General features: G+C 59.3%; 16 protein-coding genes. 10 read left to right on the top strand and 6 right to left on the bottom strand.

All coding sequences use genetic code 11. The features are described 5' to 3' along the window. Positions 1-22: 22 nt before the first annotated feature. The 3 genes from mtaB to BTE54_RS10175 form a co-directional block, all read right to left on the bottom strand. Positions 23-1297, bottom strand: a complete 1275-nt coding sequence (gene mtaB / locus BTE54_RS10185; protein ID WP_078052351.1) for a tRNA (N(6)-L-threonylcarbamoyladenosine(37)-C(2))-methylthiotransferase MtaB — start codon at positions 1295-1297, stop codon at positions 23-25. Further along, positions 1294-2193, bottom strand: a complete 900-nt coding sequence (gene dapF / locus BTE54_RS10180) for a diaminopimelate epimerase (protein WP_078052350.1) — start codon at positions 2191-2193, stop codon at positions 1294-1296. Before dapF ends, mtaB begins: the two co-directional genes overlap by 4 nt. A gap of 109 nt (positions 2194-2302) precedes the next feature. Next, positions 2303-3373, bottom strand: a complete 1071-nt coding sequence (locus BTE54_RS10175) for an MBL fold metallo-hydrolase (RefSeq protein ID WP_078052454.1) — start codon at positions 3371-3373, stop codon at positions 2303-2305. 326 nt (positions 3374-3699) lie between these two features. Here BTE54_RS10175 and ffh point away from each other — a divergent pair, with 326 nt between their 5' ends. The 5 genes from ffh (at position 3700) to trmD (ending at position 7398) form a co-directional block, all read left to right on the top strand. Beyond that, the gene (gene ffh, locus BTE54_RS10165; RefSeq protein ID WP_078052349.1) at positions 3700-5268 is read left to right on the top strand and encodes a signal recognition particle protein; all 1569 of its coding nucleotides are present in this window, start codon (positions 3700-3702) and stop codon (positions 5266-5268) included. An 11-nt stretch (positions 5269-5279) separates the two neighbouring features. After that, the gene (locus tag BTE54_RS10160; RefSeq protein ID WP_065656918.1) at positions 5280-5597 is read left to right on the top strand and encodes a chorismate mutase; all 318 of its coding nucleotides are present in this window, start codon (positions 5280-5282) and stop codon (positions 5595-5597) included. Positions 5598-5630: 33 nt separating this feature from the next. Next, the gene (rpsP, locus tag BTE54_RS10155) at positions 5631-6008 is read left to right on the top strand and encodes a 30S ribosomal protein S16 (RefSeq protein WP_003520510.1); all 378 of its coding nucleotides are present in this window, start codon (positions 5631-5633) and stop codon (positions 6006-6008) included. A 120-nt stretch (positions 6009-6128) separates the two neighbouring features. Then, a complete protein-coding gene (gene rimM, locus BTE54_RS10150; protein ID WP_065656916.1) occupies positions 6129-6695 on the top strand; it encodes a ribosome maturation factor RimM in 567 nt (188 codons plus the stop codon). 4 nt (positions 6696-6699) lie between these two features. Next, positions 6700-7398 carry a tRNA (guanosine(37)-N1)-methyltransferase TrmD gene (trmD, locus tag BTE54_RS10145; protein ID WP_078052348.1) on the top strand — a complete coding sequence of 233 codons (699 nt, stop codon included), beginning with the start codon at positions 6700-6702 and terminating at the stop codon, positions 7396-7398. Here the strand turns inward: trmD and BTE54_RS10140 are convergent. Beyond that, positions 7380-8126, bottom strand: coding sequence for a sulfite exporter TauE/SafE family protein (locus tag BTE54_RS10140; RefSeq protein WP_078052347.1), 747 nt, complete (start codon positions 8124-8126; stop codon positions 7380-7382). The genes trmD and BTE54_RS10140 overlap by 19 nt on opposite strands. Before the next feature lie 265 nt (positions 8127-8391). Between BTE54_RS10140 and rplS the strand changes: the two genes are divergently transcribed. The 4 genes from rplS (at position 8392) to BTE54_RS10120 (ending at position 13384) form a co-directional block, all read left to right on the top strand. Beyond that, positions 8392-8931: a 50S ribosomal protein L19 gene (gene rplS, locus BTE54_RS10135; RefSeq protein WP_059759847.1), complete on the top strand. Its 540-nt coding sequence runs from the start codon at positions 8392-8394 to the stop codon at positions 8929-8931. 290 nt (positions 8932-9221) lie between these two features. Further along, positions 9222-10955 (top strand): type I secretion system permease/ATPase, encoded by a 1734-nt coding sequence (locus BTE54_RS10130; RefSeq protein ID WP_078052346.1) that lies wholly within the window; start codon positions 9222-9224, stop codon positions 10953-10955. Continuing rightward, positions 10948-12261 carry an HlyD family type I secretion periplasmic adaptor subunit gene (locus BTE54_RS10125; protein WP_078052345.1) on the top strand — a complete coding sequence of 438 codons (1314 nt, stop codon included), beginning with the start codon at positions 10948-10950 and terminating at the stop codon, positions 12259-12261. The genes BTE54_RS10130 and BTE54_RS10125 overlap by 8 nt, the downstream gene beginning before the upstream one ends. A gap of 181 nt (positions 12262-12442) precedes the next feature. Then, positions 12443-13384, top strand: a complete 942-nt coding sequence (locus BTE54_RS10120; protein WP_078052344.1) for a rhizobiocin — start codon at positions 12443-12445, stop codon at positions 13382-13384. 121 nt (positions 13385-13505) lie between these two features. Here BTE54_RS10120 and BTE54_RS10115 read toward each other — a convergent pair whose 3' ends face one another. Next, complete coding sequence (locus BTE54_RS10115; protein ID WP_078052343.1) at positions 13506-14783, bottom strand: MFS transporter; 1278 nt, start codon at positions 14781-14783, stop codon at positions 13506-13508. A 424-nt stretch (positions 14784-15207) separates the two neighbouring features. Here BTE54_RS10115 and leuC point away from each other — a divergent pair, with 424 nt between their 5' ends. Further along, positions 15208-16617, top strand: a complete 1410-nt coding sequence (gene leuC, locus BTE54_RS10105; protein ID WP_078052341.1) for a 3-isopropylmalate dehydratase large subunit — start codon at positions 15208-15210, stop codon at positions 16615-16617. A 52-nt stretch (positions 16618-16669) separates the two neighbouring features. Here the strand turns inward: leuC and BTE54_RS10100 are convergent, their stop codons facing one another. Then, positions 16670-18130 carry a M48 family metalloprotease gene (locus tag BTE54_RS10100; protein WP_161987793.1) on the bottom strand — a complete coding sequence of 487 codons (1461 nt, stop codon included), beginning with the start codon at positions 18128-18130 and terminating at the stop codon, positions 16670-16672. Positions 18131-18302 lie beyond the last annotated feature (172 nt).

Genomic DNA, 18302 nt, shown 5'->3' with positions numbered 1-18302 from the left:
GTGTCTTTTCTCTTGTGCCGCCTCAGGCCGCATCCGCCGCCAGAAGCTTCATGTTCAGATGTTTGCCGTTGTGGCCGGTAATCGCAACCTGCGCAAGAGTGCGCGGGGCAAGATGCGGTGCCTCCACCAGCGTGAAATTGTCGGTATGGGCAAAACCGTTGTTTTCAACGAGGATCGTCTGCACCGAACCAACCATATTTTGCAGATGCGCCAGCTTCAGCGCCTCGCCGCGCTCCCGAAGCCTCGCCGCCCGCTCCTTCACCAAAGCCCGGTCGAGCTGCGGCATGCGTGCCGCGGGCGTCCCCGCACGCGGGCTGTAGGGAAAGACATGCAGGCTGGAAATGCCGCATTCTTCCGCAAGCGTCGCGGCGTTTTCGAACATCTCTTCCGTCTCGGTCGGAAAACCGGCGATCATATCCGCCCCGAAGGCGATATCGGGCCTCAGCAATCGCACCTCGTTGCAGAAGCGAATGGCATCAGCCCGCAAATGGCGGCGTTTCATGCGTTTCAGGATCATGTCGTCGCCATGCTGGAGGGACAGGTGCAGATGCGGCATGAAACGCGGCTCATCGGCAACAAGATCCATCAGATGGCGGTCGGCCTCAATACTGTCGATGGAGGAAAGCCGCAGACGCAGAATATCCGGCACCTGCTTCAGCAATGTCTTGGCAAGATAACCGAGGGAAGGCTCGCCCGGCAGGTCCGCGCCATAGCTCGTGGCGTCCACCCCGGTCAACACGATCTCGCAATAGCCGCTTTCCGTCAGCCTGCGCGCCTGATCCACCACGGCCCCCATCGGCACGGAGCGGGAATTGCCGCGCCCATAGGGAATGATGCAGAAGGTGCAGCGATGATCGCAGCCGTTCTGCACCTGAATAAAGGCGCGCACATGCCCGTCGATGTGCTTCACCATCTGCGGCGCGGTCGCCTTGATGCTCATGATATCGTTGACGCGCAGCTTTTCTTCCGCCGAAACGCCGAAATCCGGCAGCGCACGATAGGAGGCGCTTTTCAGCTTCTCCTCATTGCCCAGCACCGCATCCACCTCGGGCATCTCGGCAAAGGTCTGCTTCTCGGTCTGGGCGGCGCAGCCGGTAACGATGATACGGGCATGCGGATTGTCCCGCCTTGCCCGGCGGATGGCCTGGCGGGCCTGACGCACCGCTTCCCCGGTCACCGCGCAGGTGTTGACCAGCACGGCATTGTTAAGCCCGGCCTTTTCGGCCTCCGCCCGCATCACTTCCGATTCATAGGTGTTGAGACGACAGCCGAAGGTTATGACCTCGACGCCGCTCATACAGCCCCCCGCTCGACCGCATCCCGCGCCCAGGAACCGGTGACGGGGTCGACCGAACCTGACCATTCCCACTCGGCAGGGCCGGTCATGATGACGTGGTTATCTTCACGCCAGTCGATCGTCAGCGGAACGCGAATGGGGCTAGAGGCCACATCGATAGTGACCTTTCGGCCGGCGCGGCCGGTGCGGGCAGCGGAAACAGCTGAAGCACAGGCGGCGGAACCGCAGGCAAGCGTCAGTCCGGCGCCGCGCTCCCAGGTGCGGGTGCGCAGCGCGCTATCGGAAATGACCTGCGCCAGTGTGATATTGGCCTTTTCCGGAAAGATCGGATGGTTTTCGAGAAGCGGTCCGAAACGTTCGAGATCGAACTCCATAGGGTCACGATCAACCCAGAATACGGCGTGCGGGTTGCCCATCGACATGACGGCAGGCGAATGCAGAATCGGCGCATCGATCGGCCCGATCTGCAACTCGATGCGGCTGGTATCGTGAAACTCCTCAGAGAGCGGAATGTCGCTCCAGCGGAAACGCGGCAGGCCCATATCAACCGATATCATGCCGTCTTCATGTTCGACGGCATTCAGGATACCCGCCACTGTCTGGAAGGTGAAGCTGGTCTTGCCGGTTTCGGACGACAACGCCTGCACCACGCAGCGCGTGCCGTTGCCGCAGGCCTGCGCCTTGGTGCCATCGCAGTTGAGAATGTCGATATAGGCATCCGTTCCCGCGATACGCGGATCGTGGATGGCCATGATCTGGTCGAACTGCGTCGCAGGATCGGCATTGAGGGCAATTGCTGCCTCTGGCGTGACCATATCCTTTCGGCCGCGCATATCGACAACCAGGATCTTGTTGCCAAGCCCGTTCATCTTCGCAAATTCGACCGTGTCCGCCATCGCACTAAACCTGAAACCGCTTTTCATACGGGATTTTCCCGTGCTTTCGCCCTATATGGCGGAAACACCGGCAAATTACCAGACTGTTGCGTCGCAAACGGGGCGGCTGTCAGGCGGAAGGCACGTCGAAAACCTCGCCGGGGCGCATCGGCCGGAAACGGCTCTCCTCCACCCCATGTTTGGTCAACGCAACCTTGAGGGCTGCGAGCGGCGCTTCCACCGCCTCATCGGTCAGTTGCACTGTACCCCAATGGTGGCCGCAAACATGCGCCGCACCGCAAAGCTTCATGCCTTCCACGGCTTCCGCCGGGTTCTGGTGCTGGCCCTTCATGAACCATCGCGGTTCGTAAGCGCCGAAGGGCAGGTTTGCGAGGCGGAAATCGCCGTGCTTCTTGCGCGCGGCGTGATAATTGAGACCTTCATGGAAGCCGGTGTCACCGATATGGTAGATTTTACCGCTGGGCGTTTCGATGACGAAGGCAGCCCAAAGCGCCATGCGCCGGTCGTTCAGGCCGCGGGCAGACCAGTGATGGCACGGCTCGAAGTGGATTTTAACCGGCCCTGTCTCCACCACATCGCCCCAGTCGCCCACCTCGATACGCGCGGCCTCAACGCCGGTACGGATGATGGAGTCATTGCCGAGCGGCGTGATGAAGAGCGGCTTGTGCGCGACATGCAGGCGCCTCAGCGTTTCCATATCCAGATGGTCGTAGTGATTATGCGTCACCAGCACCAGATCGATGGGCGGCAGGTCCTCGAAACGGATGCCGGGCGCATTGACCCGTTTGGGACCGGCGAAACTGAACGGGCTGGTGCGCTGCGACCACACCGGATCGATGAGAATATTCAGCCCCGCCGTCTGGATGAGAAACGAGGCATGGCCGATGAAAGTGACGCGCATGTCCCTGCCTTCGATCCGGGCTTCCGGTTTTGCGAAGGGAAAGGGGCTCGGATAGCTTTCCGGCCATGTGGCGCGCTCGCCATTGAGGCGCCATTTCATAAGGCCCATGAAATTGCCGGGCGGCGAACCGCCGGGATTGAAGAAGCGCACCCCGTCGAAATGATCGGAGATCGGGCCGCTATAATAGGCGCTCGCGTTCGAACGGCGGGCATAGAGGCCCCCACCCGCCAGCGCGAGCAGACCAAGAGCGGAAAAACGAAAGAAGTTTCGACGTTTCATGACAAAGGTATAAGGAGCGAAAGGGGCCCGTTCAAGCGCCGTCAATGGCCGCCTGCGGCCAATCACGCAAAGATGAAATGCGGGCCTTTTTGGCCACAAACCCGCGCCGCCTTGACTTTTCCCGCACTTTCCTGTTTATCCCGCCCATCAGCTGGCAGTTTCATGACTCCAAGCCGCCGACCGGGACCCGCAAAGGTATAAAGAGATCCCGGAGGTCAACACCCGACAGCGCGATGCGCCCTCGGGTGCTTTTTGGCTTTGCGTCTTGTTTTTGGCAGCGAAAGCACCGACGTTTCGGAAACCCCGGAACGAAGAAGGAAGAAACGATGTTTGAAAACCTCCAGGACCGCCTTGGTTCCATTCTGAATGGACTGACCGGCCGTGGCGCGCTGACGGAAGCCGATGTTGCCGCCGCCCTGCGCGAGGTTCGCCGTGCGCTTTTGGAAGCGGACGTTGCACTGGAAGTCGTGCGTTCCTTCACCGACAGGGTGCGTGAAAAGGCTGTTGGTGCCGCCGTCCTGAAGTCGATCAAGCCCGGCCAGATGGTCGTCAAGATCGTGCATGACGAGCTTGTCGAGATGCTCGGCACCGAAGGCGTCTCCATCGATCTCAACGCCCCCGCCCCCGTCGTCATCATGATGGTGGGTCTGCAGGGCTCGGGCAAGACCACCACCACCGGCAAGATCGCCAAGCGCCTGACCGACCGCGATAAGAAGAAGGTGCTGATGGCATCTCTCGACACGCGTCGTCCGGCCGCCCAGGAACAGCTTCGCCAGCTTGGTGTCCAGACGAGCATAGACACGCTGCCGATCATTGCCGGCCAGTCGCCGACCGATATCGCCGCGCGTGCAGTGCAAGCAGCAAAACTCGGCGGCCATGACGTCGTCATTCTCGACACCGCCGGCCGCACGCACATCGACGAACCCTTGATGCTGGAAATGGCCGACATCAAGAAGAAGTCCAACCCGCATGAAATCCTGCTGGTCGCGGATTCGCTGACCGGTCAGGACGCCGTCAACCTGGCGCGCAACTTCGATGAGCGCGTCGGCATCACCGGCCTCGTGCTGACCCGTATGGATGGCGACGGACGCGGCGGTGCGGCTCTCTCCATGCGCGCCGTCACCGGCAAGCCGATCAAGCTGATCGGTATCGGCGAGCGGATGAACGAACTCGACGAGTTCCATCCGCGCCGTATCGCCGACCGTATTCTCGGCATGGGCGACATCGTCTCGCTGGTCGAAAAGGCCGCCGAAAACATCGATGCGGAAAAAGCCCGCGCCATGGCCGAGAAGATGGCCAAGGGCAAGTTCGACCTCAACGATCTCTCCGACCAGCTTGCCCAGATGAAGAAGATGGGCGGCATGGGCGGCATCATGGGGCTGATGCCCGGCATGGCCGGCATGAAGGATAAGATGGCTTCGGCCGGTATGAACGACAAGATGTTCGACCGCCAGATCGCCATCATCTCCTCCATGACCAAGGCGGAACGCGCCAATCCCGATATTCTGAAGCACAGCCGCAAGAAGCGCATCGCCGCCGGTTCCGGCACGGATGCCGCTGAAATCAACAAGCTTCTGAAGATGCATCGCGGCATGGCCGACATGATGAAGGCAATGGGCGGCAAGGGCAAAGGCGGCATCATGAAGCAGATGATGGGCGGCCTTGCCGGCAAGATGGGCCTCGGTGGCCTTGGCGGCGGCATGCCTGATCTGTCGAATATCGATCCGAAGCAGCTCGAGGCGCTCCAGAAACAGGCGGAAGCCGCCGGTCTCGGCAAGCCGGGCGCAATGCCCGGTCTTGGCGGTCTGCCGGGCGGATTGCCGGGTCTGGGTGGCGCCAAGCTGCCCGGTTTTGGCGGCATGCCGGGCCTGCCCGGCTTTCCGAAAAAGAAGTGAGGGGGACACCAGTGAACAATGCAGAGGTGAAAGCCCAGCTTTCCGAATACCGCCAGTCGATCGACAATATCGATGCCGCACTGGTTCACATTCTTGCCGAACGTTTCCGCTGTACCAAAGCGGTGGGCGTGCTGAAGGCAAAGTACAATTTGCCGCCGGCCGACCCGGCGCGCGAGGAATACCAGATCGAACGCCTTCGCCGTCTGGCGAAGGACGCCAATCTGGACCCGGATTTCGCCGAGAAGTTCCTGAACTTCGTCATCAAGGAAGTCATCCGGCATCATGAAGCAATCGCCGCCGAACATGGCGGTACCGAAAAGACCGCCTGAAAGGCGGACAAGCCATCCTAAGGAGTATATCACATGGCACTTAAAATTCGTCTCGCACGCGGTGGTTCCAAGAAGCGCCCGTATTACCAGATCGTCGTTGCTGACGCCCGTTCGCCCCGCGACGGCCGTTTCCTCGAGAAGGTCGGTTCCTGGAACCCGATGCTCGGCAAGGACAACCCGCAGCGCGTTGAGCTGAAGGCTGACCTCATCAAGGAATGGATCGCCAAGGGCGCACAGCCGACCGACCGCGTTCTGCGCTTCCTCGCAGAAGCCGGCCTTGCCGAGCGTGCCGCTCGCAGCAACCCGGAAAAGGCAAAGCCGGGCAAGCGCGCTCTCGAGCGTATCGCTGAAAAGAAGCAGAAGGCTGAAGATGCAGCCGCTGCTGCTGCGGAAGCCTCTGCTGCAGAATAATCTGCACGGAAACTTTTGAGGAACGGGTGGCGTGGTTTTCCATGCCGCCCGTTTTTTGTTTATTTTGGCGTCAACAAACCGTAAAGCTGACGCAACCAACACCAGAAGACGGACGGCCCGATGGCAAAGCTGGAAAACCCGGTACTCATGGCAAAGATCGGCGGCGCACAGGGCCTGCGCGGCGAAGTCCGTGTCAGCACCTATACGGCCGATCCGATGGCGCTCGGCGATTATGGCAACCTTGTTACCGCCGATGGCCGTGTTTTCGAAATTCTGGAAGTGCGCGAGGGCAAGAACGTCGTCGTCGTTCGTTTCAGGGGCATCAACGACCGCAATGCGGCGGAAAGCCTGAATGGGCTGGAACTGTTCATCGAGCGTGACAATCTGCCCGACGACGAGCTTGACGATGACGAATTTTATTATGCCGATCTCGAAGGGCTGGAAGCCGTCGATGCCGATGGCAAAAGTTATGGCGCCGTCAGCGCCGTCTATGATTTCGGCGCAGGTGATCTGCTGGAGCTGAAAGGTGCAGGCCGTCGCCCCGCCCTCATTCCCTTTTCGGAAGCGGCCGTGCTGGAAATCGACCTCGAAGCCGGTCGTATTCTCATCGATCCGATGGCCGCCGGCCTGATCGACAATCCTGACGACAAGGACGAAACCGGCGCATCGCCGTTCGGCAAGAAATAAAGTCATGACCTTCAAGGCTACCGTTCTGACGCTCTACCCGGAAATGTTTCCGGGGCATCTCGGATATTCTCTGGCAGGCAAGGCGCTCGAGCGGGGGCAATGGTCGCTGGACGCCGTACAGATCCGCGAATTCGCCACCGACAAACACAGAAGCGTCGATGACACACCGGCGGGCGGCGGCGCCGGTATGGTGCTAAAACCCGACGTTCTCGCGGCGGCCATCGACCATGTTTCGGATGGCGACACACGGCCCCGCCTCCTTATGAGCCCACGTGGCAAACCCCTGTCGCAAAACCGTGTGCGTGAACTGGCAGCCGGAGAAGGCGCGATCATCGTCTGCGGCCGTTTCGAAGGCGTCGACCAGCGGGTGATCGAGGCGCGCGGGCTGGAGGAAGTGTCGATCGGCGATTACATCCTCTCCGGTGGTGAGCCGGCGGCGCTGACGCTTCTTGATGCCATCGTCCGCATCCTGCCGGGCGTCATGGGCAACGATCTTTCCGGCGTGCATGAAAGCTTCGAGGGCGGACTGCTGGAACATCCGCACTATACCCGCCCGCAGGTCTGGGAAGGCCGCGACATCCCAGCCGTTCTCACCTCTGGCAACCACGCCGCCATCGACAAATGGCGGCACGAGCGGGCGCTGGCGTTGACGAAGGAAAGACGCCCCGATCTTCTGGAAAAGGCTCAGGCCGAGACAAAATAATAGGCGGTCAGCACCAGCCCGACGGCGATCACCAGCCAGCGAATGATCCACTGCGGCACCCGCCGTGCCGTATGCACGCCCATATAGCCGCCAAGTGCGGCCGCAGGGAACATGATGAGCGCCGCCCACCAGGAAACGACGCCACCGCTGACGAAGATCGTGATTGCGATGACGGCGATCACGACAGACAAGAGGTTCTTCAACGCATTCAGATGATGATAGCTGCCGCCCGAGGTTATTCCGAGGATGGCCAGCATCATGATGCCCATGCCAGCGCCGAAAAATCCGCCATAGACGGAAGCGAGACCCTGAAAGACGAGGCTCGGCAGATTTCCGGGCGAACGTTCGGCGCTCGCCTTCGGCCGCAGCCACGGGCCGGCAGCGAAAACGGCGGTGGCCGCAAGAAGCAGCCATGGCACGAGCTGGCGGAAGGAAGGATTGTCGAGCGACAAAAGCAGCAGCGATCCGGCCAGCCCGCCGACGACTGAAACGCCCGACAAAAGGATCGCCTCGCGCCAATGGGCGCGGATTTCCGGCCCATAGGCGATCACGGAGGTGATGTAGCCCGGAAACTGCACGATGGCTGACGTGGCGTTGGCGACGATGGGTGGCAGACCGGCCAGCGTCATCGCCCCGAAGGTCAGGAAGGTGCCGCCACCGGCAATCGCATTGACGACACCCGACAGAAAACCGGTGGCGAACAGCATGAGAATAATGAATATGGACATGGCCCCTCCCAAGGTTCCCATGCCATATCCGCCAGCGCGCCGCTTCGCAACTGCCGGAACGCGGCGCGTAATTGATAAAATATTGTCATGAAAGGGATGACAAACGGCGCATCCTCGTGTATGTGCCCGCGTGGAAATGGGAAATATCCCAACCGAAAGCAAAGAATGGCGAACCCGCTCCTGCCGAAAGGCATGGTCTGGAGGCATTGACCGACAGACGAACCGTTGAGCGCTCTGGCTGTTTCAGAAGAAATCAGAGGTTAACATGACCAATATCATTCAGCAGCTGGAAGCCGAACAGGCCGCCAAGATCGAAGCAAAGCGCACCCTGCCCGAGTTTTCTCCGGGCGACACCCTGCGCGTCAACGTGCGCGTTACCGAAGGTAACCGTACCCGCGTTCAGGCTTACGAAGGCGTTTGCATCGCCCGTTCCGGCGGCGGTCTTTCCGAGAGCTTCACCGTTCGCAAGATCTCCTACGGCGAAGGCGTCGAGCGCGTATTCCCGATCTACTCCCCGCTGGTCGAAGGCGTTGAAGTCGTTCGCCGCGGTAAGGTTCGCCGCGCGAAGCTCTACTACCTGCGCGACCGTCGCGGCAAGGCTGCCCGTATCGTTGAGAACACCGGTACGCGCGCCCGCAAGCTGAACGAGTCCGAGCGTCAGGCACTTGCCGACGAGAAGGCACGTCTGGAAGCCGAAAAGGTAGCAGCAGCACAGGCTCTCGCCGCCGAGAAGGCAGCAGCCGAAGCCGCAGAAGCCAAGGCAGCGGAAGAAGCAGCAAAGGCTGCGGAAGCCACAGCGGAATAAGATTTCCATTTCGATGGATTGATTAAAAGGCGGTCTTCGGGCCGCCTTTTTTGTTGCGCGGATATAACGCAACAAAGCACGCATGCGGCTTGAAAGCCGCGTTTGGCGAGCATTGGCTGGCCGGAGAATACCGAAGCTCTTTCAATCATTTCCTTTGCGGAAAGATGTGGCAAATTTCGACCGGCGACAAATGCCTGCCTGATTTCTTGCTCGAGTGTTTTAGCCCATCCTCGAACAGCATTGCCTAATTGCATTTATTGTGCGATTTTCTTGCTGTTTCAGGTGTTGTTATGTTTTTATTTAATTCTTTTTTAACAAAAAATAAGTCCGCTTTTTTCGCCGTTGGTCTCGCCAGCGCGTTGATGAACATTCTTAATCTTTCCGGCTCGCTTTTCATGCTGGAAGTTTACGACCGCATTTTGCCAAGCAAGAGCATTCCATCCCTTGTGGCACTGGTCGTTCTCCTGATCGTTCTCTACGCGTTCCTTATGGGGTTCGACGGGCTGCGAGGCCGTATATTGGCGCGTATTTCGGACAATATGGACGACGCGCTCAATCAGAAGCTTTTCAGGGCGTCGATCAGTGCGCCGCTCCTTGCCTCGGGAAAGATCGATGGGCTGCAGATCGTCGGCGATCTCGATCAGATCCGCCAGTTCCTGTCGGGACCGGGCCCGGCGGCCTTTTTCGACATTCCCTGGCTGCCCATCTATCTGCTGATCTGTTTTGCCCTGCACCCGTGGATCGGGTTCGCTGTGCTCGGCGGAGCCGTAGTTCTCATCGTGCTGACGCTCCTTACGAACTGGCTGACAGAACGGGCGACAAAGCAGGCTTATACCGCGCGAGGGCAGAGAAACGTCCTCGTCGGCAGCAGCCAGCGCAACATCGAATCCATCAAGACCATGGGCATGATGGGGGCGGTGACATCCATGTGGGACGAGCTACATTCCAGATACCGCGCCATCACCCTGTCGACATCCGATACTGCCGGCATGCTCGGCGCCATGTCGCGAACCTTCCGCCTGTTGCTGCAATCCGGCGTCATGGCCATCGGCGCCGTTCTCGTCATCGACGGCAATGCATCGGCGGGCAGCATCATCGCAGGCTCGATCCTCTCCGCAAAGGCGCTCGGCCCTGTCGAACATGCGATTGCAAACTGGCGCAGCTTCATGACCGCAAGACAGGGCTGGAAACGCGTCAACGAGTTCCTGGAACTGGTGCCCGAACCCTCGCCGCCGCTCTCCTTGCCCCGCCCGCAATATACCGTTGCCGTTGATCGGGTAACCGGTGGGCCACCCAATGGCGCGCGCGATACGGTCGCCGATATTTCCTTCACGCTGAACGCCGGCGATGGTCTCGGCATCATCGGCCCAAGCGCCTCGGGCAAATCCACACTGGCACGCTTGATGACCGGCATCTGGCCCTATGAACGCGGTTCCGTCCGCTTCGATGGGGCCGCGCTCAACCAGTGGGATTTCGAGTTTCTCGGCAAATCCATCGGTTACATGCCCCAGCAGGTGGAGCTGATGCCCGGAACCGTGGCGCAGAACATCGCACGCTTCGACCGCGATGCGACAGCGGAAGCGGTTGTCGCCGCAGCCAAGGCCGCGCAGGTGCATGAGCTGATCCTGAACCTGCCCAAGGGTTACGATACCTATATTGGCGACCGTGGCGAGGCCTTGTCGGGCGGTCAGAAACAGCGCATCGGCCTTGCCCGCGCGCTGTTTGGCGAACCCTTCTTCGTCCTTCTCGATGAGCCGAACTCCAATCTGGACAGCGAAGGCGAAGCGGCCCTGCGCAATGCCATTGGCGACATCAGGGCGCGTGGCGGCATTGTCGTCGTCATTGCCCATCGCCCCAGCGCCATCGAAAGCGTCAATCTGGTGATGGTGATGAATAACGGCCGGATGCTGCGCTTTGGCACCAAGGAAGAGGTGCTCGCGCAAATCCTGCGGCAGAATATCCGCCAGGTGCCTGAGGAGGAAGAAACGCGCAAGATTGAAAACCGGGTGAGCGAAAATGGTTGAGGCGGAAAAATCCGGCATGACGAATGCCTCCATTCTCAGGCACTCGACCGCAGTGGTCGTTCTCGCCCTTGGCCTACTGGTCGGATTGGGCGGCTGGGCGGCTTTTGCAAAGCTTGCCGGCGCGGTGGTGGCCACCGGCCGGGTTGTCGTTGAAGGCAACTCCAAGAAAATCCAGCATCTTTCCGGTGGCATCGTCAGCGAGATCAATGTTGCCGAAGGTGACAGGGTCGAGGCCGGTCAGGTCCTGTTGCGGCTGAGCGCCACCGTCGTGCAGGCGAACCTCTCCATCGTCGAAAATACGCTTGCGCAGCTTTATTCTCGTCGGGCTCGTCTGCGTGCGGAAATTGCCGAGGCGCCTTCTTTCACTGTGGAGGAAGATCTGGCGGCACTGACGAGTTCGAAGGCGGCCAAGACCTTTATCGACAGCGAACAGAACCTTTTCAACAGCCGTCGCAACGCCTTGATCGGCATGAAAAAGCAGCTGGGAACACGCAAGGACCAGCTCGCCGACGAGGCACGCGGCCTCGAGGTGCAGGTGGAGGCGACGGACAATGAGCTCGCCATTGTAAAGGAAGATGTTTCCAAGACGGACGAGCTCTTCAAAAAAGGGCTCGTCACACTTCAGCGCCTCAATCTCCTCAAGCGCCAGCTTTCCAATCTCGAAGGTCAGCAGGGCCAATACATCGCCGCCCGGGCACAGACAGTGGGCAAGCTGAGCGAACTGGACCTGCAATTGCTTCAGCTCGATGAAGACCGCAAATCAGAAGTCACGAAAGACCTGACATCGATCGAAGCGACCGTCGCGGAATATGAAGAGCGGCTGGCGGCAACGCGCGACCAGCTGGATCGCCTCGACATCCGCTCACCGATTGCCGGTCGCATCTACCAGCTCTCGGTGCACAATATAAACGGCGTCATTCAACCGGGTGAAGTGCTGATGCTGGTGGTGCCGGAGCAGGATGAGCTTGCCATCGAGGCCAACATAACTCCACGAGACATCGATCAGATTTACGTCGGGCAGCCGGTAACCATTCGCTTCACGGCATTCAATCAAAGCACGACGCCGGATTTGAGCGCGCTAGTTGCTGTCGTCGCCCCCGATCTGCAGACAGATTCCCGAACCGGCTCATCTTATTACGCGCTGCGCATCAAACCCGACAAGGCCGGAATGGGTCATCTGCCCGGCGGGAAATTATATCCCGGCATGCCGGCCGAAGTGTTCATACAAACCAGCGAAAGGAGTGTTCTTTCTTATTTTGTGAAGCCGTTCCAGGACAGGCTCAAAAAGACCTTCGTACAGGAGTAAACAGTTTCCGGTGCCATAATTTTACGAAAGGAATTTCCGCAACACGTTAAAGACGCACTTTATTCAAAAAAACAATTTCTTATATTGTATTATCATTTTTTACGTATTAAATATCACCCGCAATATTTATTATAAATTTAATTTCAATTCATCGATTTCTCAAAAATTTATGGAGTGTAAAATGGCGTTAAAAGTAACTTTTGGTAATGGTGGCGCTGCTTCGGTTTCTTCGCTCACCAACCTGGTCGATCAGGAAGCTTACAAGCTCCTCACCGAATCCACAGCACAGGTCAAAAACGGTTCTTCGCTCGACTCCGGCGTCGTCAATGTCGGCGCGGTATCGGTTCCCGGCACCGGCGCGGGCGGCACGGTCGATGTTGGCTATGACCCCAGCTCCAACGGCTTCAAATTTGACGTGTCGTCGGCATGGAATTCGGTAAAGAACGCTCTCGCCCAGTCCGACACTTCTGAGAACCTTACCTTCAAGGATTTCGTTCAGGTCGACGTTCATCTCGGCGGCACCGGTTCGTCCACCGTGGAAGTTCTCAATGCGAAGCGTGGCAACATCTCGACCGGTGTAGGCAACGACACGGTCACTGTCTCTGTCATATCGAACGACAAGGCTTGGGTAAACGCCTTCAACATCGACACGGGCGCCGGCAACGACACCATCGTGGTCAAGGCGGGCACGGCGTTCGACGGCGGCGTTGCCGCCAATACCCCCGTCGTGAACGGTGGCGCTGGCGTCACCGACGGCAGCTTCACCTCCGTCAAGATCGACGCCGGCGCAGGTAACGATTCTATCGACCTGAGCGGCGTAAACCTCGCCTCCTCGCTGGTAACCGGCGGCAAGGGCATAGATCACATAAAGGCAAGCGGTGGCGCCGATACCTTCGTCTTCAATCTCGGCGACATGGCCAAGAGCTCCGCCACCGACAGCATCGAAGGCTTCAACGCCTCTATGGACAAGCTGAAACTGGTTGGTACGACCATCGACAACTGGGCGGTGAGGATCGACGATAGCGACACCATCCTCACCTACAACGTCACTGGCGAGCACAAGGGCGAAAAGATCGTTGTCGCCGGTGTTCACCTCACCGGTAGCGACTGGTTCACGGCGTAATTCTCTGAAAGAGAATTCATTATTTGCCGCTTAAAATGATCGTGGCCCGGAAACATCCGGGCCACGATTTTTTATGTATGCGACCGCCGACACTCGTGGCAGCTATCGCAATCTTCCAAAGTCAAGCCGCCTTGACCTGAGTACCCATTCTACGCGTTGCGATGATGACCAGCACCCCGGCAAGCGCCAGGCAGAAGGCAAGGAAGAACATCGGCGCAATGGTGCTGCCGGTCTGATCCTTTATCCAGGGCACCACGTTCTGCGCCACGAAGCCACCCAGATTGCCGACGGAATTGATCGCGGCGATGCCGGCGGCCGCACCTGCTCCCTTGAGGAAGCGGCCGGGCAGGCTCCAGAACACCGGCTGACCGGCAAAGATGCCTGCAGCGGCGATGCAGAGGAAGGCGAACTGCAAGACCGGATCGCTCAGCAATGCCGACATCAACAGGCAAAAGGCGCCGATGAAGGCAGGACCGACGATATAGGGCGTCTTGTTCTTTGCCTTGTCGGCGGCCAGGGGCACAACGAACAGGGCGACGGCCACGATCACCCAGGGGATGATGTTGATGAAGCCATTGGCGGTGTTGGAAACGCCGAAGCTCTTCACGATGGTTGGAAGCCAGTAGCTGAGACCATAGGCCGCCAGCGGAAAGCCGACATAGCAGAGCGCCATGAACAGAACGCGCGGATTGACCAGCGCCTTGAAGCCGTCCTCCGCATGCTCTTCCATGCCCTTGTTTTCTTCGGCCAGCCGGTTCTTCAACCAGTCCTTCTCATCCTGCGTCAGAAACTTCGCCTTTTCCGGGGTATCGTCGAGATAAAAGAAGGTGACGATGCCGGCGATGACCGCCGGGATACCCGTGGCGAGGAACACCCATTCCCATCCGGCATAACCGAGGAAACCATCCAGATCGAGCAGCATGCCGCCGAGCGGCGCGCCGATGGCATTGGCAAGCGCGCTGAAAATCATGAACAGGCCGATCATGCGGCCGCGATAATCGCGCGGGAACCAGAGCGTCATGAGGAACAATACGCCGGGGAAGAAGCCCGCTTCGCAAAGCCCAAGCAGGAAGCGCAGGATGTAAAACATCGTGGCGTTCTGCGTATAGGCAAGCGCGATGGTGACGGCGCCCCAGGAAACCAGAATACGGGCAAACCATTTGCTGGCGCCGAAACGGTTGAGGAACAGGTTGCTCGGCACTTCGAAGATGAAGTAACCGATGAAGAACAGCGAAGCGCCAAGACCATAGGCATATTCGCTGAGGCTCAACGCGTCGACCATCTGCAGCTTGGCATAGCTGACATTCTGGCGGTCGATATAGGCGATGAGATAGAGAAGGCCAAGAAACGGCATCAGCCGCCATGTGATCTTCGAGATAAGGGCTTTTTCGGATACCATATGCTTTCCCTCCCTTCGATTTCTCGTCGAAACGCAAATGATAAGGGAACCCATCTATATGTGCATCGCAAAATACGCAAGTTGCATTGCATCATGTCCATTGGAGAACCACAGCAGGGCAGGCCCGTTGCGGGCCTTCAGCCGTGATGCAGTGCACATAGAAAATGCCGGACCGTCGCGTTCCATGCTATGCGCATTGATATTGCCGTAAAACCGGTGATCTGCTATGAAGGCTGTCATGGGATCTAAATTCGGATGTCTCGCGCAGAATGTTTATGTGCTGCAGGACCACAAGCGTCTGCCGGCACGGTTCTTTGCGCGCGTTTCCGGGGCGCTCACCAGCCGACTTAGGCTCGCCTGACAGCACCGCTGTCCACACTTTTCTGAACCCTGATTACCCTTTTCCATGACAAGGCATAGAGCCATGAGCGCACCCCGCACCCTGTATGACAAAATCTGGGACGACCACGTCGTCAATCGTGACCCGGACGGAACCTGTCTTCTCTACATCGACCGTCACCTCGTCCATGAGGTGACGAGCCCGCAGGCCTTCGAAGGCCTGCGCATGGCCGGTCGTCCCGTGCATTCGCCTGCCCGCACGCTGGCCGTTGTCGACCATAACGTTCCGACCACGGCCGACCGGCTGGAAGGCATCAAGAACGAGGAAAGCCGCATTCAGGTGGAAGCGCTTGCGCAGAACGCCAAGGATTTCGGCGTCGAATATTATTCCGAGCGCGACAAACGCCAGGGCATCGTTCACATCGTCGGCCCTGAACAGGGCTTCACCCTGCCGGGCATGACAATCGTGTGCGGCGACAGTCACACCTCGACCCACGGCGCCTTTGGCGCACTGGCGCATGGCATCGGCACCTCGGAAGTGGAGCACGTTCTGGCGACCCAGACGCTGATCCAGAAGAAAGCCAAGAACATGCTGGTGCGTGTCGACGGCAAAATTCCCGATGGCGTTACCGCCAAGGATATCATCCTCGCCATTATCGGCGAGATCGGCACGGCCGGTGGCACCGGCCACGTGATCGAATTTGCCGGCGAGGCGATCCGTTCGCTCTCCATGGAAGGCCGCATGACGGTCTGCAACATGACCATCGAGGGCGGCGCCCGTGCAGGTCTTATCGCACCTGACGAAACCACCTTCGATTACATCAAGGACAAGCCGCGCTCGCCGAAGGGCGAAACGCTGGAACAGGCCATCGCCTACTGGAAAACGCTGAAATCCGACGAAGGCGCCCATTACGACAAGGTCGTGGTGCTGGATGCAGCCAACCTGCCGCCCATCGTCTCCTGGGGCTCGTCTCCGGAAGACGTGACCTCTGTTGAAGGCATTGTTCCCAATCCCGATGATATCGAGGAAGAAAACAAGCGCGCTTCCAAGTGGCGTGCGCTTGAATACATGGGCCTGAAGCCCGGCACGCGCATCACCGATATCGCCATCGACCGTGTCTTCATCGGCTCGTGCACCAATGGCCGCATCGAGGATTTACGCGCGGCGGCGAAGATCGTTGACGGCCGTAAAGTCGCTCCCACCGTTTCGGCCATGATCGTGCCCGGCTCCGGTCTCGTGAAGGAACAGGCGGAAAAGGAAGGCCTGGACAAGATTTTCCTCGAAGCCGGTTTCGAATGGCGCGAGCCAGGCTGCTCCATGTGCCTTGCAATGAATGACGACCGCCTGAAACCCGGCGAACGCTGCGCCTCCACCTCGAACCGCAATTTCGAAGGCCGCCAGGGCTATAAGAGCCGCACCCACCTCGTCTCCCCCGCCATGGCGGCGGCGGCGGCGATTGCCGGTCATTTCGTCGACGTACGTGAGTGGCAATGATTGCCGGATGATGGCTTGAACACAGAACCTCGGAGCGATCCGAGGTTTTTGTTTATTCCGAAATGATCTTCACCCGCTGGCCCGGCTGAATGGTGGCCGTGGCGCTCATGGCATTGATCATGCGGAACATGTCGAGCTTCCGGTCGGTTCCCATCATCCGCGCTGCCATCGTCGCCACGGTTTCACCGGGCTTCACCGTCACCACCCGCACCCTGAGCGGCTTCAGCGAGGCGATTTCCTGCGGCGTCATCTTGCGGAAGCTGGTGCGCAATGTATTGGCGATGGAATCGAGCTGCGTATTGCCCTTCGGCACGGCGGTCAGGAAACGGAATATCTGCTGGCCGACACGAATGACGGTCACGTCGAAGTCCCATTTATCCGCACTTGCCCGGGCTGTCGCGGCCTCCAGACCATTGATCTGGGTTTCCTTGACGGTTTCCGGCAACAGGCCGGCAACCCAGCCGCTGGTCAGGTAATTGGCAAGGCTCGTCTGTTTCGGATCGGCGACGCCGTCGAAACGGATGGCCATATCGCCCGGTCCCGTCGCCAGAACGGCCTCGACCTTGTTGTCGATAAGGAAACCTTCCGGCACATCGAAACGAATGCCGAGCGTTCCGTGCAGGAATGTCTGGCCGCGGACATAACCTTCCTGCGGGCTATCGCCATAAAGCAGACCATCTATGCCATCCAGAAACCAGTCGCGACCACGATCGCCGACCTGGCCGTCCTGGCCGAAGGCGCGGGCATGACGGCGCGCAAGCTCGATGCGCTGCGGCGTGTTGGGGTGGCTGGAAAGGAAGTCGAGGCTCTGGTCGTTTTCGGGATCAGCCGAAGAGAACCGCGCATAGGCCGCCATGGAATCCAAGAAACGTGGCGAGGCAAAGGGGTCGTAACCGGCCTCGCCCAGCATCCGCACGCCGATCACATCCGCCTGCAATTCCTGCTGGCGCGAAAAGGCCGCAAGCCGCAGCTTGCCACGCGCAAGCGCCTGCTTACCGGCAAGATCGCTCGACAGCACTTCGGCAACCACGCGGCTGGCAATCACCTCCGCCTCTTCGCGGCGCTGGCGTTCGATGCCGTGATTGGCGGTGACATGGCCCATCTCATGCGAAAGCACGGCGGCCACTTCCGAAGCATCGTTGGCAAGCGCCAGAAGGCCGCGCGTCACGTAAAGATATCCGCCCGGCAGCGCAAAGGCGTTGATGGCCGGCGAGTTGAGAATAGTGATGCGGTAAGACTGTTGCGGATTTTCCGAAACGGCGGTCAGAGCGCCGGCGATACGCGCGACAAGCCGTTCCGTCTTGGCGTCGCGGTACTCACCGCCATAACTCGCCACGATGCGGGGATGCTCGCGAGCGCCCATCTGGGCGCGGGGATCATTCTTCTGCACCTCTTCCACGGTCTGCGGATTATCCGACGGGCGCAGGGTGGACTGGTAGGCCGGGCTGAAGAGAGACTGGCACGACGACAGGAACACCGCAGAAGCGGTCAGCACGGAACAGGCTGCAGCCATCCTGCCCGAACGGCGAAGGCCTGAACGGGAGAAGAGCCTCCACTGTGCAGTCATGCTATTTCTCATTCTCTATGCCTGCCCCTAACGTTCCTGATCATCCGTTAATTGCAGACCAGAATAACAGATTCGCCCCAACGGGCGATGAATGCCGAAACGGTAAAAACGATCCATC

This window comes from Agrobacterium sp. YIC 4121 (genome assembly GCF_002008205.1).
Classification (GTDB): domain Bacteria; phylum Pseudomonadota; class Alphaproteobacteria; order Rhizobiales; family Rhizobiaceae; genus Agrobacterium; species Agrobacterium leguminum.
This window is presented reverse-complemented; position numbering and strand designations above follow the sequence as displayed.

Excerpts from the sequence above, each read along its gene's own strand:
- BTE54_RS10115 (WP_078052343.1), bottom strand. The coding sequence starts at position 14,783 with ATGGTATCCGAAAAAGCCCTTATCTCGAAGATCACATGGCGGCTGATG.
- BTE54_RS10140 (WP_078052347.1), bottom strand. The coding sequence starts at position 8,126 with ATGTCCATATTCATTATTCTCATGCTGTTCGCCACCGGTTTTCTGTCG.
- BTE54_RS10175 (WP_078052454.1), bottom strand. The coding sequence starts at position 3,373 with ATGAAACGTCGAAACTTCTTTCGTTTTTCCGCTCTTGGTCTGCTCGCG.
- trmD (WP_078052348.1), top strand. The coding sequence starts at position 6,700 with ATGACCTTCAAGGCTACCGTTCTGACGCTCTACCCGGAAATGTTTCCG.
- leuC (WP_078052341.1), top strand. The coding sequence starts at position 15,208 with ATGAGCGCACCCCGCACCCTGTATGACAAAATCTGGGACGACCACGTC.
- BTE54_RS10125 (WP_078052345.1), top strand. The coding sequence starts at position 10,948 with ATGGTTGAGGCGGAAAAATCCGGCATGACGAATGCCTCCATTCTCAGG.
- dapF (WP_078052350.1), bottom strand. The coding sequence starts at position 2,193 with ATGGCGGACACGGTCGAATTTGCGAAGATGAACGGGCTTGGCAACAAG.
- rimM (WP_065656916.1), top strand. The coding sequence starts at position 6,129 with ATGGCAAAGCTGGAAAACCCGGTACTCATGGCAAAGATCGGCGGCGCA.
- rpsP (WP_003520510.1), top strand. The coding sequence starts at position 5,631 with ATGGCACTTAAAATTCGTCTCGCACGCGGTGGTTCCAAGAAGCGCCCG.
- BTE54_RS10100 (WP_161987793.1), bottom strand. The coding sequence starts at position 18,130 with ATGGCTGCAGCCTGTTCCGTGCTGACCGCTTCTGCGGTGTTCCTGTCG.
- mtaB (WP_078052351.1), bottom strand. The coding sequence starts at position 1,297 with ATGAGCGGCGTCGAGGTCATAACCTTCGGCTGTCGTCTCAACACCTAT.
- rplS (WP_059759847.1), top strand. The coding sequence starts at position 8,392 with ATGACCAATATCATTCAGCAGCTGGAAGCCGAACAGGCCGCCAAGATC.
- ffh (WP_078052349.1), top strand. The coding sequence starts at position 3,700 with ATGTTTGAAAACCTCCAGGACCGCCTTGGTTCCATTCTGAATGGACTG.
- BTE54_RS10120 (WP_078052344.1), top strand. The coding sequence starts at position 12,443 with ATGGCGTTAAAAGTAACTTTTGGTAATGGTGGCGCTGCTTCGGTTTCT.
- BTE54_RS10130 (WP_078052346.1), top strand. The coding sequence starts at position 9,222 with ATGTTTTTATTTAATTCTTTTTTAACAAAAAATAAGTCCGCTTTTTTC.